The following is a 15,569-nucleotide window of genomic DNA, read 5'->3' on the forward strand; positions in this document are numbered from 1 at the left end:
ATCAAAGGAATCAACATGCACTCCTTTCAAACGGCTCTTCGCTACGCAGCGATCATCTCGTCTCTTGTGCTGCTCGGCAGCATGGCCGGCTGCTCGAAACCTGCCGAAAAACCCGGCGCCGGCACTCCAACTACGTCGATGAGCGCGCCTGCTCAGTCTGGCTCAAAGCTGGGTGACCTGAGCGAGTTCCAGGCAATCGCCGCCGACGTTACCGCGCTCGTCGAGAAAAACGACCTGCCCGGCGCCAAGGCCCGCATCAAAGATTTGGAGACCTCTTGGGATTCCGCCGAAGCAGGCATCAAACCCCGCGCGGCCACCGACTGGCATGTACTAGACAAGGCCATAGATCGGGCGCTCGACGCCCTTCGAGCCAGTTCGTCGAAGCAAAACGAATGTAAGGCGGCCATGGATGATTTGCTCAAAGCCTTTGATTCGATGAAGGGCAAAAAGTAATGAGGCATGGAATCGGTGGCGGACAATCCCCGGTTCAGATGCTTCAATACAAGCGCGACAGTCATGACTCTCGCGCCTTTACTTATCGGAGCGAAGCATGCGGATTCTGCTTGTTGAAGATGACCTGATGATTGGTGATGCCATCCAGGCCGTGCTGAACGATGCGAGCTACGCCACCGATTGGGTGAAACACGGCATAACCGCCTTGGCGGCCCTGGATACCCAAAGCTATGACCTTGTATTACTCGACCTCGGACTTCCCGGCAAAGACGGGCTCGACGTGCTTGATGTCATTCGCGCTCGTAACAACCCGGTTCCATTGATCATTATCACCGCACGGGATGAACTCGACGATCGCTTGCGTGGCCTCGATGGCGGCGCTGACGACTTTTTGCTCAAACCCTTCCCGATGGCAGAGTTGCTGGCGCGCATGCGCGCTGTATTGCGCCGTCGCGGCGGTAACGCCCAATCGGTGCTGGATAACGGAGAGGTATCGTTAAATCTCGTCTCCAAGCAGGCCACCACCGCCGAAACAACTGACGTCCAACTCTCCAGTCGAGAATTCGCCCTTTTGCAAGCACTGCTGATAAGGCCTGGCTCCATTCTGTCGCGTAGCGAACTTGAGGACCGTATTTACGGCTGGGGCAACGAAGTGGAAAGCAATGCAGTGGAATTTCTGATCCATGCATTGCGACGAAAGCTGGGGAACCATGTCATCAAAAACATCAGGGGTATGGGATGGATGGTTTCAAAAGGCGCTTGAGGGACTCGGTCCAGTTAAGGCTTTCTATAACATTGTCGCTGGCCATCCTGATCGTCGCATTACTGGCCGGTGTGTTCGCTTTCGTCTCCGCATTCGATGAGGCGCACGAAATGCAGGACGACGCCCTGCGCCAAGTCGCAGCACTGTTTGATCGGCAGCATATGACGCTGCAGTATCCCAGTGGAGAACTGATTTTTGGCGACGATGAAGAATCTAGGGTCATCGTGCAATACCTGGCCGATAGCGAGCACGCGACCGGCAATAACGACGCGGCCATACCCTTGCCCTTTCCCATAACGCTGGCCGATGGTTTATCGACTTTGATAATCACTGGCGAAAAGTTTCGAGTCTTGGCCAGAACGACTACAGAAGGCAGGCGTATCGTGGTTGCTCAAGAAGCAGACGTCCGCGATAAGGGCGCGCGCGAAAGCGCTTGGCGCAGTCTTTTGCCCTTCCTCATTCTCCTTCCGGTGCTGCTATTAGTGGTGGGTGATTTGGTACGCAAGCTGTTCCGTCCGATTGCGACGCTTTCGGCCGAAATCGATCAGCGTGATAATCAAGCTTTGCATCCTATTAACGAGAGTCACCTGCCGGTAGAGATCCGGCCTTTCGTCGTGGCTATCAATCGACTGCTCAAGCGCGTCGAGCAGGCCATGGAAGCACAGCGTCGTTTCATTGCCGACGCTGCCCATGAGTTGCGATCTCCAATGACTGCTCTATCACTGCAAGCGGAGCGATTGAAGTCTACGGAAATGTCGGCCTCCACCCAAGAACGCTTTTTGCCATTGGCTCAGGGGATCGAGCGCAGCAGAAAGCTGATCGAACAACTACTGGCCTTGGCATCCGCACAATCGATTACCGAGCGACCACAAGCATCAGTGTCAATACATGAAGTTTTTCGCCGGGTGCTGGAGGACTTGATGCCGTTGGCAGAGCACAAGGACATTGATATTGGTGTTGAAAGTCTTGTGGATGTTCAGGTCATCATCAATGAAATGGATTTGTCCATCCTCCTCAAGAACCTCGTCGACAATGCCATTCGCTATACCCCTCCTGGTGGCCGTGTCGACCTAAAGGTCAGATTGGAGCAGGAGACAGTAATTATCGAGATCAAGGATTCGGGGCCGGGTATCAGCGTTGCAGAACAATCTCTAGTGTTTGACCCGTTTTACCGCAGTTTAGGAACCGACGAAACGGGTTCTGGGCTGGGTTTATCCATCGTTACGGCGATTGCAGATCGTACCGGAGCACGCATCCAATTGAGCTTTTCAGATGAGGTGAAGCAGAGCGGGTTACGTGTTTCTATCTGGCTAAAAAGGCATTAGTTCTAAAATTATTGATACTTTCATGAGTGGACTTGCCCCTACCAAACCGGACACCAACTCCCCGTTAAATTGATGCTGCTGCCAAGCGCCTAAACTCCCTCGGCGACCGATATTTCAAAGCGCTGTGCGGATGCTGCTCATTGTAGTGTTCGAAGGCAATCGCCAGGTTACGCAGCGCCGTTTCCCGATCCGGCTTGGGCATGTGCGCCACGTAAGGGGGAAACGGTGTCCTGTCTTTCATGGGGCTCGTTCATTGGGGGAGGATGGCAGAGAGGCTGGGGACGTTGGTGCAGATGGCCTTTTGCAAGAGTTCGTCGTGTGCAGTGTCGAGTAGGAAGTTCTGAATGCTTGACTCTGGTCGCCCCAAAGCGTGACGCATATTTCTGTTTTTTCACGTTGCTTTCACCGTTCTAATACACCGTCACCTCTACATTTCCGCGCTATCTATGGTACCGCTACAAGGCGAGCCCTTGACTAGTACCACTGTTCCTACCTTTGCAGGAGTGATGATATGGCTAACATCCGGATGGGTGATGCTTCAGCAGGCAAAGTGAACAATCGTACCGTGCGCTTGAGCAGGAAAAATATCGCATTTGGCTTAGCCGCCATTGCCGCATTGACTGCTGCTACATGGTATTTCCTTGCCCCCCGCGTGCCGGATCTTGGTGATGGAAATAACTTTGTACAGTCCGGCCTTAACGAACAGTGGATGGAGGGTAATGTTATCGTGATGGTTAGGCATGCCGAGCGCTGTGATCGTTCAAGCAATCCCTGCTTCGGGCCCCCCAACGGCATCACTGTCAACGGCCAGCAGCAGGCGTTGGCTGTCGCTAAGGGTTTGCAGAAGTTAGGTCTAGATAACGCTACCCTCATCTCCAGCCCGAAGACGCGTACCCAGCAGACAGCCGATCTCATCGCGGGCAATACCGCGACTTCACAGAAGTGGGTTGGCAAGTGCGACGCAGGCTTCAGGAATGCCGCGATGGCTTACAAGAAACCCAGGGAAAACCTGGTGCTGATCACTCACAGCGGTTGCATCGATCACTTCGAACGTACGATGCGGGTGCCTGCAGGTCAGCGATCTAGCGATTACGCCGAGGCATTTTTCATAGCTGCCAATGGTGCTAATGCGCCGAGGATCCTGGGTTCTCTGGGTTTTACACAGTGGAAGACAGTGATGGGCGAATCGTCGAAATGATGTGGCACGCCACGCAGAGAACTATCGCGGGCTCGTCTGAAATCCACTAATGCCCGCTTCACCCATAAGATAGACTAAAGGAAGCATCCACTAGGGGTCGTGTCACTCGCGCCGTTACCACTATTGGGAGAGCTAAAAGAGGTGGGGTGCCTTCCCAAGGAACTCATTTTTCCTGTCTTCAGTCAATTAGCCTGATCTCGTCCTCATTCTTGGGACAATTGCCACCCGTCGCTCTGACATGGCAGCAGGTCATTCGGTCGACGCCCTCTCTAATTGTCATTTCAGCGCTCGCCCCCTAGTTATTCAACGGGAGGTTTCTGTGAGCTGTCATTGTGGGTTTCAGCCGCACCGATCTCTAAACCTGGCAACAGGTTAGTCGTATGCGTCCGGCCAAGTCATCTACCCGACCCCGCAAAGCCAGGACATGGTGTGCACTTAAATTTAAGTGGACACCAGTTCTAGCCTTTTAAGCGGGTATTTCATGCAGCCGACACGCCGTTCGTATTCCAAATCCTTCAAGGCCCGGGTCATTCAAGAGTGTGTCCAACCCGGCGCTTCGATTGCCAGCGTTGCCCTCAGCCATAGCCTCAACGCGAACCTCGTCCACAAATGGATTCGGGTGCAAGCGCAGAAAAGCACGGCCCTCCAACCTGCATTCATCCCGTTGCCTATACACGAAACAGCCCACGGATCCTCAGCGAATATCAGCATTGAGATTCTGCACTCGCGCGGCACCGTCAAAGTGAACTGGCCAACCGATAATGCTGCTGCCTGTGCCGCATTCCTTCGAGACCTTTTGCGATGATCCGCATCGACGCCATCTGGCTTGCCACCGAGCCCATGGACATGCGCGCCGGAACTGAAACGGCGCTGGCCAGAGTGATCGCGGTGTTCGGTGCGGCGAAGCCGCACTGCGCCTATCTGTTTGCCAATCGCCGCGCGACTCGGGTCAAAGTGCTGGTACACGATGGGATTGGCGTCTGGCTGGCGGCACGTCGCTTGAACCAAGGTAAATTCCATTGGCCAGGTGTTCGGCAAGGCAGTGAATTGCAGTTGGATACAGAGCAACTTCAGGCCATGTTGCTTGGCCTACCTTGGCAACGGGTTGGCGCTGGCGGTGCAATCACGGTGCTTTAGAAACTGTAATTAGCATCTTGGTTTGCTGTCGCAGACGGTCTGCTTTGGTAAAATCCAAGGCATGACTTCCTCGCCTAATCTCGATCAAATGACTCCCGACCAACTGCGTGCATTCGCTGCGCAATTGCTGTCGCAAGTCGAGACCATGGGCAAGAAGATCAACCGCGATCAAACGGTGATCGAGAAGCTGACCCACGAGATCGCACAGCTCAAGCGTTTGAAGTTTGCCAAGCGCAGCGAGCAGATGAGTCCTGATCAGGCCAGCCTGCTTGATGACCTGATCGATACTGATATCGCGGCGATTGAGGCCGAGCTTCAGGCGTTGCAAATAGCACCAGCGGCGACCGAGGAAAAGCAAAAGCCCAAGCGCACGGCATTGCCGGCAGAATTCCCACGCACGTTGATCCATCACGAGCCGGACAACACTCACTGCCCATGCGGCTGCGCACTGAAGCGCATCGGTGAAGATGTCAGTGAAAAGCTGGACTACACGCCGGGCGTGTTTACCGTTGAGCGCCATGTTCGTGGCAAGTGGGTTTGCGATGACTGCGAAACGCTGATCCAGGCGCCGGTGCCGGCGCAGGTCATCGACAAGGGCATCCCGACGGCCGGGTTACTTGCTCACGTCATGATTGCGAAGTTCGCTGACCATCTTCCGCTTTACCGTCAGGAATCGATTTTTGGTCGTGCCGGCTTGGCGATTCCACGCTCCACGTTGGCTCAGTGGGTTGGCATGACAGGCGTGCAGTTGCAGCCCCTGGTCGATGCCTTGCGGGACGTAGTGATCGGGCAACAGGTCATGCACGCGGATGAAACACCCGTGCAAATGCTTGCTCCAGGCTCGAAAAAAACTCACCGTTCTTATGTTTGGGCGTACGCCACCAGCCAGTTCTGCGAGACAGCCGCTGTCGTCTACGACTTCAGCCCCAGCCGCGCCGGCGAGCATGCTCGTAACTTCCTGCAAGGCTGGAAAGGCAAGTTGGTCTGCGATGATTTTGGCGGTTACAAGGCCAGCTTCGAACTCGGCGTGACCGAGATCGGCTGCATGGCCCATGCCCGGCGCAAGTTCTTCGAGTTGCACGCAACCAACAAGAGCCAGATCGCCGAGCAGGCCCTGCGCTACATCCAGCTGTTGTACGAAGTCGAGAGCGAAGTGCGCGACCTGGAGCCGAATTTACGGCGCCGAATACGGCAAGAAAAAGCCGTACCGGTGATGGATAGGTTGCATGCCTGGATGATCGCGCAGCGTGATGTTGTGCCCGAAGGGTCGGCTATCAGCAGAGCACTCGATTACAGCCTCAAACGCTGGGCAGCGCTGTCGCGCTACCTCGATGATGGGGCGGTTCCCATTGATAATAATTGGGCGGAGAACCAGATCCGGCCATGGGCTCTTGGGCGCAAGAACTGGCTCTTCGCCGGGTCGCTACGCAGCGGAAAACGGGCTGCGGCGATCATGAGTTTGATCCAGTCAGCGCGGCTGAATGGCCATGATCCGTACGCCTATCTAAAGGATGTTCTCACGCGCCTGCCGACGCAGCGGGCGAGTGAAATTGAGCAGTTGCTTCCGCATAAGTGGCAGCCGGTTTAATCACGCAAGACGTGATGCCCGGACGCATACGGTTAGTCGACCCAATAAGCGAAACCGGGGCAGGGACTTGCTCTGCGGCAAGTCCTATCAGGCAAAACACCCGGCTGCTCTGCTGGTCAACTGGCGCAGGATTGATGTGCATGACGTAAGCGCCAACGTGCAGCGCAACGATCTACTCGGCAAAGGAAATGTGGCAATTTCATAACAGTCCCTCAGTCTCAGCTAAGTTTCGCTATGTATCTTTTCCTCTGCGCAAGTTCAGTGCAGCTCACCTCAGGAGAAGATACCCACACATGGATCACGAAAAAGCCGGATGGCTCAACAAAGTACTCGAGGTGAGCGCGACATCGCCGTCTATCGCCAGATCGACGATCCAGCCGGCTTCCTGCAAGCTGCGTTGCACGGTCTTGCCCAGCAGAGAGGTGTCTTCGACCAGCAGCGCTCTCATGCGTACTTCCCTAGACTTGCCCCATCCGAATTGCGCCAGTTCCAACGTGCCACTCCGTTTGTTCACCGGCACAGCACTTTAAGGAAATCCACCGCATGTCTTCGACCTCCTCGATAACACCCCCCGCAGCAGTCACGAGGCCAGCCGGGATGGTGACGCTGCCCGCACTGGCCTATCCGGCGCTGTTCATAGCCTTCGTCCTGTTCTTCGTTCTGCCTCTGGGCTTCCACGGCCTCTGGGTGCCGGATGAAACGCGCTACGCGCAGGCGGCCCAGGAGCTGCTGAACAGTGGCAACTGGGTGGCGCCGCACTTCATGGGGCTGCGTTACTTCGAGAAACCCATTGGCGGCTATTGGCTGATCGCGATCGGCCAGGCGCTATTCGGCGACAACCTGTTCGGTGCGCGCATAGCCTCGGCGCTGACCACCGGCGCCACCGTGCTGCTGGTGTTCCTGCTGACCCGCCGGCTGTGGAGCGACCCGCTCAAGACCTGGACCGCTTGCCTGCTGTACATGACCTTCGGCCTCGCCGCCGGGCAGGCCGGGTACTCCAACATCGACCCGCAACTGGCGCTTTGGACCACCCTCAGCCTGGCCTCGGCCTGGCTCGGCATGGAAGGCCGCAGCGCGCGAGAGCGCTGGCTAGGTTGGGCTCTGCTCGGCGCGGCCTGTGCCATCGGATTCATGACCAAGGGCTTCCTCGCCTGGTTACTGCCGGTGATCGTGGTGGCGCCTTACGCCATTCTTCACGGGCGCTGGCGGGAACTGCTCAAGGGCGGGCCGCTGGCGGTGCTTGTCGCGGTGCTGATCAGTCTGCCCTGGGTGCTGGCGGTCAATCAGCGGGAGCCGGACTTCTGGAACTTTTTCTTCTGGAACGAGCACATCCGCCGCTTCACCAGCAACCATGCGCAGCACGCGGCGCCGTTCTGGTTCTTCGTCCCCATCCTGCTTGCCGGCAGCTTGCCCTGGACGCTGTTGGTGGTGCCCGCGCTCAAGCGCACCTGGGCCGAGCGGCGCGAGCGCCATACTGGGTTTCTCGCGCTCTGGTTCGCTCTGCCATTCCTGTTCTTCAGCCTGAGCAAGGGCAAGCTGCCGACCTACATCCTGCCGTGCTTCGCGCCGCTCGCGCTGCTCATGGCCAACACCCTGGTGGACAAGCTGCGCCAGCAGGACCTGCGCCTGCTTCGCGGTAACGGGCTGCTCAACCTGACTCTAGGCGGGTTGTCGCTGCTGGGGCTGATCGGCCTCGAACTGACTCACCCAGTGTTTTCCGGCCACCCCGCGCGCTTGGCCAGCGCGGCGCTGGTCTGCTTGATCTGGGCGCTGTGCGGTGCGGTCCAGTGGAAGCGCGCCAGCCAGCAGTGGTACGCGCCGGCCCTGGCGATCTGGGTTCTGATCGCGGTGCTGCCGGCATCCATGCCGCAGACCATCGTCGATAACAAGATGCCCGACCAGTTCATCGCCCAGCACCTGGACCCGCTGCAGGGCGCGCGCAGCCTGCTGAGCAACGACCTGGGCGCCGCTTCGGCGCTGGCATGGCGTCTGAACCGCAGTGACGTGACCCTGCTAGATGTCGATGGAGAGTTGCGCTACGGCCTTGGGTACGCGGATGCACAAGATCGACGCGTCCTGTCGAAAGACGTTGGTGACTGGCTAAGTCAGCAGATGAAGCTGGGACCCGTTGGGATTGTGCTGAAAGCGCCTGACAAGGCTGGCGACCAGCTTCCGTCTTGGCTTCCCGATGGAGCGAAGGTGTTTCGAGAGAACAACCTCCTGATTGTGATCACTCGCTAGCGTTATCAGGCGACTTTTCACGCATCGAGAGAATCGTCCTGTAAAGGCATGGAATTTCCAATGCACCCCAAGTGCATACAGTGTTTTCCTGTTCGTTATGGATCACGGTGCGTGGAAACAGCGACGGCAACGTTGCACTCGTGAGGAGGGGGACAGCACTCCAGTTGCATCTTTTTTCGTGTAGTTGCATTTACTTCCAATTTTCAAAGCGGCTGTATCCAAGCGTTCGATGGCCGCACCGGTAAGTTTGTGCCCCTTGCCGAAAACTCTACCCTCCGCGCGGGCTCGCACTAAATCCTGTTTTTACCCACGGAGATAACACCAATGGCGCGTTGTATGAGGTGCGAGTCGCCGCCGCCCTGCTTCGGGCAGGATTCAGCTTGCAGCCCCAAGACGAAACTGACAGACGTACTACCCATGTTGAGTTCATTGCTACGGACGCTAAGTCTGGAGCGATCTACGCAGTTGAGGCCAAGCGACGAGAGGGCGCGCGGATGAAAACCAACAGGCAAATGAATCGGGCCTTGAGCAAAAAGCCGGATCATCCTCGCATTGTTTTCATTGACACAAACGATGGACGTTTGGAATTGGGTAGGGGCCAGCCTAAATCCTGTGTATGCGTCCATCCTTCGCCTGAGAATTTCTCCAGTAGGAATTGCAGTTGGCAGCCATTTTGGTCTCATACCCACCTGTCAAAAAATTCATTCTACGGGGAACTGAGTGAAATACAGCCCGCTTTAGTATTAGTCCAAGCCAGCAAACATTGTGATGGCTAAAGCCCAAATACTGGAGATCTCCCATGAAAACCCTGAAAGCTCTTTTGATCATGACCTTGATGAGTGCGTCTGTAGCTGCGATGGCAGAAGGCGGAGGTGATGCGGTAATGGCAAGGATGGATGCAGCAAGAGAGTCCGCCATGGCAACGTACCAACAGTCTGAACACGCGACCGCTGTTGCCAGCAATCAGAAAGCGGCGTCCAACGATGTCGCACATTCGAATTGATAGGACGCTCCAATCATCAGATTTTTTAGCAGCCGGCTACTTATTCATGCGCTTTAAGTGCCATGAAATGCAGCCGGAAAAACTGCCGCAAGGACGCACCAACAGAGTCGCTTACTCGCAGTATTGCAGTGGGGCTCATTCTGTAAAAATAGTCAAATCACTCACTCGGGATGCGGGGTACACCGACAACCCGAGTAGATGGAGGGCATAAAGGTACTTTAAGTTACGCTCGCATTTCACCATCTAATCGCCTTAAAAACTGCAGGACTTCTAAAAGCCCGGCTCCGCTTATGACTCGGTAGGTGCTTCCGGCAAATTTCCCGCTACGCTGAGGCAATAGCCAGCGCCAGGAATTGTAGCAATCAAGCTCACACCAAATCCTTCATCTAATTTGCGACGCAGGCGATAAATATGTTTATCGATAACGTTGTCATTGGGATCGAACTCATAGTCCCACGCACTCTCAAGTAACATCAACCGTGTAACAACCTCACCATAATGTCGCATGAGTTTTTCTAAAATTAAGGTTTCACGGTGAGCAAGGGAGATAGTTCGCCCCATTCGTGTCACTGAGCGAGCCGCGCAGTCGAGAGACAGATCGCCAACACATAACGTGCCCGCCGCACCAGCTAGCTGATTACGTGGACGCAGCAAGGCATCCAGCCGAGCCAGCACCTCAACGAAAGCGTAGGGCTTTATCAAATAATCGTCACAGCCAGCCTGAAGCCCCTCAACACGTTGCTGGGTAGAAGCTAAAGCGCTGAGCATCAATATAGGAGTCGGCATCTTTTCCCGACGTAACTCTCTCACCACAGACAAACCGTCCATTCCTGGTAGACACCGGTCAACAATCAAAGCATCGTAGATACCTTCAAGTGCCATAGCGAGGCCGTCGCGGCCATCTTCGGCGGTATCGACGACATGTCCGCTTTCACTGAGCCCTCTTACCAGGTAAGAAGCACTACGAGCATCATCCTCAATGACTAAAATGCGCACATGTACCTCGCACAAATTTAACTAAATTTTTTTTCATTTTTCCGGAACCCCAGTGTATAGATTGACTTGGCACACTGCGTCACTAACAAGGTGTCCTCATTTACGCCTTGCCTAAAACTCTCACACCCGGAGCTCAGCACAACGCCTATGACCCATGTATTGGTTATCGAGGATGATCCTGTCACCTCACGGGAGATCGAGGCCGCCCTTCACGACCATGGTTTCGATGTGACGCTGGTTGATAATGGCCGTGAAGGCTTGCTGATTGCCATCAGCGATACCTTTGACATCATCGTTCTGGATCGTATGCTCCCCGGCGCCCTTGACGGCCTGGGCTTGTTAACCGCCTTGCGCGCCTCCGGCATCACCACCCCCGTTTTGATTCTAAGTGCGCTGAGTGCCTTAGATGAGCGAGTTCGAGGTCTTCGCGCAGGAGGTGATGATTACCTTACGAAGCCGTTCGAGTTCATCGAACTGACGGCTCGTTTAGACGCGTTAAGTCGCCGACGCACGCCTCCAGCTGCAGCAAACCGTGACAGTCGATTGCGCATCGGCAATCTGGAGATTGACCTGTTACGCCGCTCCGTACGCAGAGGCGAAAGGCAAGTCGAACTGTTACCACGCGAATATGCGCTACTGGAGTATCTGGCGCAACATGCTGGGCAAGTAGTCACGCGCACCATGCTGTTCGAAGCAGTCTGGAATTATAATTATGACGAACGCACAAATGTGATCGATGTCCATATTGGACGTCTCCGTCACAAGATCGACGGTGAGGGTGACGCACCGATGCTCCAGACCATTCGGGGGGCTGGTTATGTCCTACGTTCGCCTGAGTGAAATCCCCCGCACCATCAGCTTTCGAACAGCGCTCATGTTCTTGACGTTGTTCGGTTGTTCTTTTTTTGCTCTATTCGGCTACATCTATTGGCAGACCACGGGATATCTTATTTCCGAGGTAGATACAGCATTACATCGAGAGGTTGATCGCCAGAACAACCAGCCGCCTGTACTGCGCCAACTGGAGATACTCAAACATACCGAACAGGATCTAGAAGGTCGGCTCCCCTACACCCTATTCGACTCAGAAGGTAAGGCGATTGCAGGTGCGTTACAAACATTGCCTGTCTTCAGGGCGTATGACAGACCTGCAGAGTTTATATGGGATAAACCCAACGGTCATGATCGGCCTGTCCGCTATCTTATTCATCGACTAGATGATGGTAATACTCTGCTCATTGGCCAGGATATTCACGATATCCGTGAGTTCGATGAACTTTTGGTAAATGCTCTAATTTCAGGTGGCTCACTGCTACTGGTGGTTGGGTTATTGGGAGCAATTGCTTTAGGTATCTCTGCTCGACGGCGTTTGGACATCCTAAGCCGCTCGATAAAAAAGATCGTGGAGGGAGACCTCAGCGGACGATTACCTACCCGAGGTAACAACGACGATATCGATCGTATTGCCGGAGTAGTCAATGGCATGCTGGATGCACTTGAGCGATTAATGAGTGAAGTAAAAGGTGTCTGTGATGATATAGCTCACGATTTACGAACTCCACTCACTCGTTTGATAGCTGGGTTGGAACGTGCCCAGCGGCGAAACTTGACGCAGAAAGAGTATGTTCGCGCCATTGATGCAGCAATAGACGATGCTAAGGGATTGATGCAAACCTTCCGTGCCCTGCTACGGATCTCAGAAATAGAAGGTAGCGCTAGGCGCAGCAATTTTACCGCCGTTGACCTCAATAGAATTTGTGCAGATGCGGTTGAGCTTTTTGAGCCTTTAGCCGAGGAGCGCGGCATGACCTTAGAGTTTACGCCATGCGGCAGCGCCGCTACTATGTTGGGTGACTCACAGTTGTTATTTGATGCAACATGTAACCTACTCGATAACGCAATTAAATTTTCACCAGATGGTAGCAATGTTGAAGTAACGGTGATATCGGGTTCCTCCCACTGCGGAATCAGTATCCGCGACAGCGGCCCCGGAATACCTGAGTCGGAGCGTGAAGCAGTTTTTCGACGACTTTATCGTTCCGAATCTAGCCGTCATACGCCAGGAAATGGCTTGGGGTTGAGCATGGTTTCAGCTGTTGCACGTCTTCACGACATGTCGTTGCAGGTGCACGATGCACAGCCCGGATGCCGAGTGGACTTGATAGGTAATACGCAAAGCGATTGAATTGTTAATCTACAGAGTGGATAACATTGACAGTTGGAGCTCCTGGAAAGTTTTAATCATAATGATGGGGTTGTCAAAAGCAGAGATTACAATCAAGGATGAAATGAAACGTTGATAATGCGAGCTGCAAATTGAATCCCTGAGCAGTTACGATCATCCAATACATGGCGCTCACAAGGTAGCGGAAGCATAAGCTTGAAGTGCTTTAATTTTCGACCCTTAGTTTTTTATTTGTCTGATATTTCGTTATTCGCGAACTGCCGAGTCATCCCCTCTAATCTAATCCAGCAAGGCGAAGGTGTTCATCAGTCTTGCGTCAATTCCGCGAAACCACTCTGAGCAAAGCCACTGATCGGGTTGTTACACGCTTTGCTGAGTATGCGCCCGACCATCAACCGTTGATTTCGAGGCTCGACAATGGCCTCTACCATGTCATGGCTCCGCGGAGAGATCCTGATGCCTCTACCGGAGACTTACGCTCAACCTTGGCCGGCTACATTGGCACCTCCCACGCAGCTGTGCAAAGACTGTTGGGACCGACGGCGTTTTAGGCCTTCGCTACTCTGTGGTCTGGATCCGAAGCAAACCTGTCATAAAGTTCATCGAACGGGGAACAAGGTGATAGGTCACCTCGTACAGAATGGCCACAAGCTTGATATTCATGTCACGACACTAAACACAGCCATTATCAGACTGCAGATATTAACCGGCCAGAGTATTTAATAAGTTTTTAAAAGTCAGGCAGATGCTTTTATCGCTGTGGTATCGAAGGCATTGCACGATTGTGGCTGCCGCGTGATAACAAGCCGAAAATTAAAAATAGAAGCTTACAGCATCCCTGATGCGCTATCAATTAGAATGAAAACTCCATTATATCGGTCAGACAAATCATCTAAAAGTTGAGGTTTTACAGACAATGGCGAGCACAGTTCCGGACAGGGCGCTTTACAGCATTGTTTTGGTTAACTATAAGTCATACGAGTTGACCAAGACTTGTTTGGATCTTCTGTATGAGGCTTTGCAGGGCAAAGACGTTCCCGTATTTGTGGTGGACAACGATTCTAACGATGCTAGCATCGACTACTTGCGTACCTTGAACTGGATCAACCTAATTGAACGTAAAAACACGATGCGGGAAGCAGGGAATATAGCTCATGGCCGAGCACTTGACCTTGCTCTAGAGCAAGTTGAAACAGAGTATCTATTTCTGTTGCACACCGACACCTTTATCTACGACCCTAATGTTTTTTCGATGATGATTGAGCATTGTTCCGATCACCGCGATGTAGCCGCAGTTGGATGCGTGGAGCAACTATATCGAGGTATTTGTCGTTCTGCTTGGCGAGTGACTTCACGGTTTTTCAAGCACTACTCTCGACGTATTTCTCTCGCTCTCGGCATTAAAGCAAGGGCGCCTAAGCCATATAGAGAAATTCACTTAAAGAGCTTCTGCACGCTATGGAATGTTAATCTTATTAAAAAACACGGCTTGCACTTTCAAATGGATGGTCGCAACCCGGGCTATGAACTGCAAGATAGGATGATGGCACTAAACTACAGGATTGGGTTGATATCTCCACGAAAGATATTTCGCTATCTTGATCACATTCAGAGCGGAACTGTTTCAGCTATGGGTGGTTACTCGGATAATCACCGAAGAGTCAAAATGTATAACCAAATAACTCAAGAAAAGACATTGATGGCTCATTCGACTTTCTCAAAAAGCACTTGGGGGTCGTTGGGGCAAAAACTGCGTGGCGGACCTACGATAATGAAATTCAGGTCGCTCATTGCTGAGTACTTCAGGAAGTATCATACTCGTTAAATTATTCATCATTTTTTGGTAGTCGTCAGGCTCGCGCGTACATTACATCGGAATCAACTTGCACCACTTTAGTGTAAAATTTGGTGCCAACGGGAAATAGCATTTCAAAGAAGTCGCAGGTTTATTCGGTTTTTCGAACCCAAGGCGCGCTGAAATCTTTGATATCAGAGGGAGCAAACTGGATTTTGAATCAATAAGCGCCACGTAGGTTACACACGAAAAATCTCCGGGTTTCCCAGATTCGACGATGGGGGGACCAGGCAGTGACGATCGAATGATACACCCCCGGACAGACAGGTAGGGCGTTTAACGAGGTTTGCTTTGGGTCGACTTGAGCCGGTCGCATCAGCCCGGCGTCGAGAGCCGCTCGGGCTAATCGCGAAATAAAAGATGGCTTGATTACTGACCCACGAGCCTCGGGAAATCCCCCTACATCGGTTTGACCGAAACCACTTCCACAAACCTGAATTTCTTCCTGGCCGCCCTAGTAGCCTCTTGCTCAGCCAAGAGGGTGCTCAATGTATCGGCCTCATGGACCAACTCTTGCGTCTTGCCTTCAAACTCATTGCCCACCCGCAGCGTGACCCTCAGCCTAGGCGTGAACGCTTTCGTGACCTTCTTTTTCTTTGCCGTCGACTGGATGATTACGACATCCGAGGTGTCCTGCGCAAGGGCGTCAATAACCGGTGCAAGGGGCTCGGCACCACCGAACAGTGCCCGGCGCATCTCTTCTTCCGTCAACTCTGCATTCATGCCATTTCTCAGAGGGGTGTGATGGGTAACTACTCCAATTCTATCAGCATGGCCGGTCTCTCTAGTATCAAGTCTCTGAGGCAGACCTCTGAATCTGCCTGA

The 15,569-nt window shown here is 53.6% G+C and carries 15 protein-coding genes and 1 pseudogene; 12 read left to right on the forward strand and 4 right to left on the reverse strand.

Annotated elements, in window-relative coordinates:
* Positions 1-15 precede the first annotated feature (15 nt).
* The 3 genes from CGA21_RS00775 to CGA21_RS00785 all read left to right on the forward strand — a co-directional run bounded on the left by CGA21_RS00775 (position 16) and on the right by CGA21_RS00785 (position 2,541).
* Complete coding sequence (locus tag CGA21_RS00775) at positions 16-453, forward strand: hypothetical protein (protein ID WP_188263337.1); 438 nt, start codon at positions 16-18, stop codon at positions 451-453.
* Positions 454-550: 97 nt separating this feature from the next.
* Positions 551-1,216, forward strand: coding sequence for a response regulator transcription factor (locus CGA21_RS00780; RefSeq protein WP_188263338.1), 666 nt, complete (start codon positions 551-553; stop codon positions 1,214-1,216).
* The gene (locus tag CGA21_RS00785; RefSeq protein WP_188263339.1) at positions 1,192-2,541 is read left to right on the forward strand and encodes a sensor histidine kinase; all 1,350 of its coding nucleotides are present in this window, start codon (positions 1,192-1,194) and stop codon (positions 2,539-2,541) included. Before CGA21_RS00780 ends, CGA21_RS00785 begins: the two co-directional genes overlap by 25 nt.
* 64 nt (positions 2,542-2,605) lie before the next feature.
* Here CGA21_RS00785 and CGA21_RS00790 read toward each other — a convergent pair.
* Positions 2,606-2,755, reverse strand: a pseudogene (locus tag CGA21_RS00790) (integrase core domain-containing protein); the annotation flags it as partial.
* 297 nt (positions 2,756-3,052) lie between these two features.
* On the opposite strand from CGA21_RS00790, the gene CGA21_RS00795 reads away from it, so the two are divergent.
* The 4 genes from CGA21_RS00795 (at position 3,053) to CGA21_RS00810 (ending at position 6,464) form a co-directional block, all read left to right on the forward strand.
* Positions 3,053-3,739, forward strand: a complete 687-nt coding sequence (locus CGA21_RS00795) for a histidine phosphatase family protein (RefSeq protein WP_188263340.1) — start codon at positions 3,053-3,055, stop codon at positions 3,737-3,739.
* Between the two features lie 481 nt (positions 3,740-4,220).
* Positions 4,221-4,544 carry an IS66-like element accessory protein TnpA gene (gene tnpA / locus CGA21_RS00800; RefSeq protein WP_188263341.1) on the forward strand — a complete coding sequence of 108 codons (324 nt, stop codon included), beginning with the start codon at positions 4,221-4,223 and terminating at the stop codon, positions 4,542-4,544.
* Positions 4,541-4,876 (forward strand): IS66 family insertion sequence element accessory protein TnpB, encoded by a 336-nt coding sequence (tnpB, locus tag CGA21_RS00805; RefSeq protein WP_169885698.1) that lies wholly within the window; start codon positions 4,541-4,543, stop codon positions 4,874-4,876. Before tnpA ends, tnpB begins: the two co-directional genes overlap by 4 nt.
* Before the next feature lie 61 nt (positions 4,877-4,937).
* Positions 4,938-6,464, forward strand: coding sequence for an IS66-like element ISPpu19 family transposase (locus CGA21_RS00810; RefSeq protein WP_168233669.1), 1,527 nt, complete (start codon positions 4,938-4,940; stop codon positions 6,462-6,464).
* A 298-nt stretch (positions 6,465-6,762) separates the two neighbouring features.
* Here CGA21_RS00810 and CGA21_RS00815 read toward each other — a convergent pair whose 3' ends face one another.
* Positions 6,763-6,912 carry a hypothetical protein gene (locus CGA21_RS00815; RefSeq protein ID WP_188263342.1) on the reverse strand — a complete coding sequence of 50 codons (150 nt, stop codon included), beginning with the start codon at positions 6,910-6,912 and terminating at the stop codon, positions 6,763-6,765.
* Between the two features lie 149 nt (positions 6,913-7,061).
* Between CGA21_RS00815 and arnT the strand changes: the two genes are divergently transcribed.
* Both arnT and CGA21_RS00825 read left to right on the forward strand, forming a co-directional pair.
* Positions 7,062-8,705 carry a lipid IV(A) 4-amino-4-deoxy-L-arabinosyltransferase gene (arnT, locus tag CGA21_RS00820; RefSeq protein WP_188263343.1) on the forward strand — a complete coding sequence of 548 codons (1,644 nt, stop codon included), beginning with the start codon at positions 7,062-7,064 and terminating at the stop codon, positions 8,703-8,705.
* Positions 8,706-9,504: 799 nt separating this feature from the next.
* A complete protein-coding gene (locus CGA21_RS00825; protein WP_188263344.1) occupies positions 9,505-9,708 on the forward strand; it encodes a co-regulatory protein PtrA N-terminal domain-containing protein in 204 nt (67 codons plus the stop codon).
* A gap of 288 nt (positions 9,709-9,996) precedes the next feature.
* On the opposite strand, the gene CGA21_RS00830 is transcribed toward CGA21_RS00825, so the two are convergent.
* Complete coding sequence (locus CGA21_RS00830; RefSeq protein WP_188263345.1) at positions 9,997-10,704, reverse strand: response regulator transcription factor; 708 nt, start codon at positions 10,702-10,704, stop codon at positions 9,997-9,999.
* Positions 10,705-10,851: 147 nt separating this feature from the next.
* On the opposite strand from CGA21_RS00830, the gene CGA21_RS00835 reads away from it, so the two are divergent.
* The 3 genes from CGA21_RS00835 to CGA21_RS00845 all read left to right on the forward strand — a co-directional run bounded on the left by CGA21_RS00835 (position 10,852) and on the right by CGA21_RS00845 (position 14,714).
* Positions 10,852-11,544, forward strand: coding sequence for a response regulator transcription factor (locus tag CGA21_RS00835; RefSeq protein WP_188263346.1), 693 nt, complete (start codon positions 10,852-10,854; stop codon positions 11,542-11,544).
* Positions 11,522-12,889, forward strand: coding sequence for a sensor histidine kinase (locus CGA21_RS00840; protein WP_223193948.1), 1,368 nt, complete (start codon positions 11,522-11,524; stop codon positions 12,887-12,889). The genes CGA21_RS00835 and CGA21_RS00840 overlap by 23 nt, the downstream gene beginning before the upstream one ends.
* A 916-nt stretch (positions 12,890-13,805) precedes the next feature.
* Positions 13,806-14,714, forward strand: coding sequence for a glycosyltransferase (locus CGA21_RS00845; protein ID WP_188263347.1), 909 nt, complete (start codon positions 13,806-13,808; stop codon positions 14,712-14,714).
* Between the two features lie 429 nt (positions 14,715-15,143).
* On the opposite strand, the gene CGA21_RS00850 is transcribed toward CGA21_RS00845, so the two are convergent.
* Positions 15,144-15,467, reverse strand: coding sequence for a hypothetical protein (locus CGA21_RS00850; protein WP_188263348.1), 324 nt, complete (start codon positions 15,465-15,467; stop codon positions 15,144-15,146).
* Between the last annotated feature and the right edge of the window lie 102 nt (positions 15,468-15,569).

The sequence above is a fragment of the Pseudomonas sp. PSB11 genome (assembly GCF_014596605.1).
GTDB lineage: Bacteria > Pseudomonadota > Gammaproteobacteria > Pseudomonadales > Pseudomonadaceae > Aquipseudomonas > Aquipseudomonas umsongensis.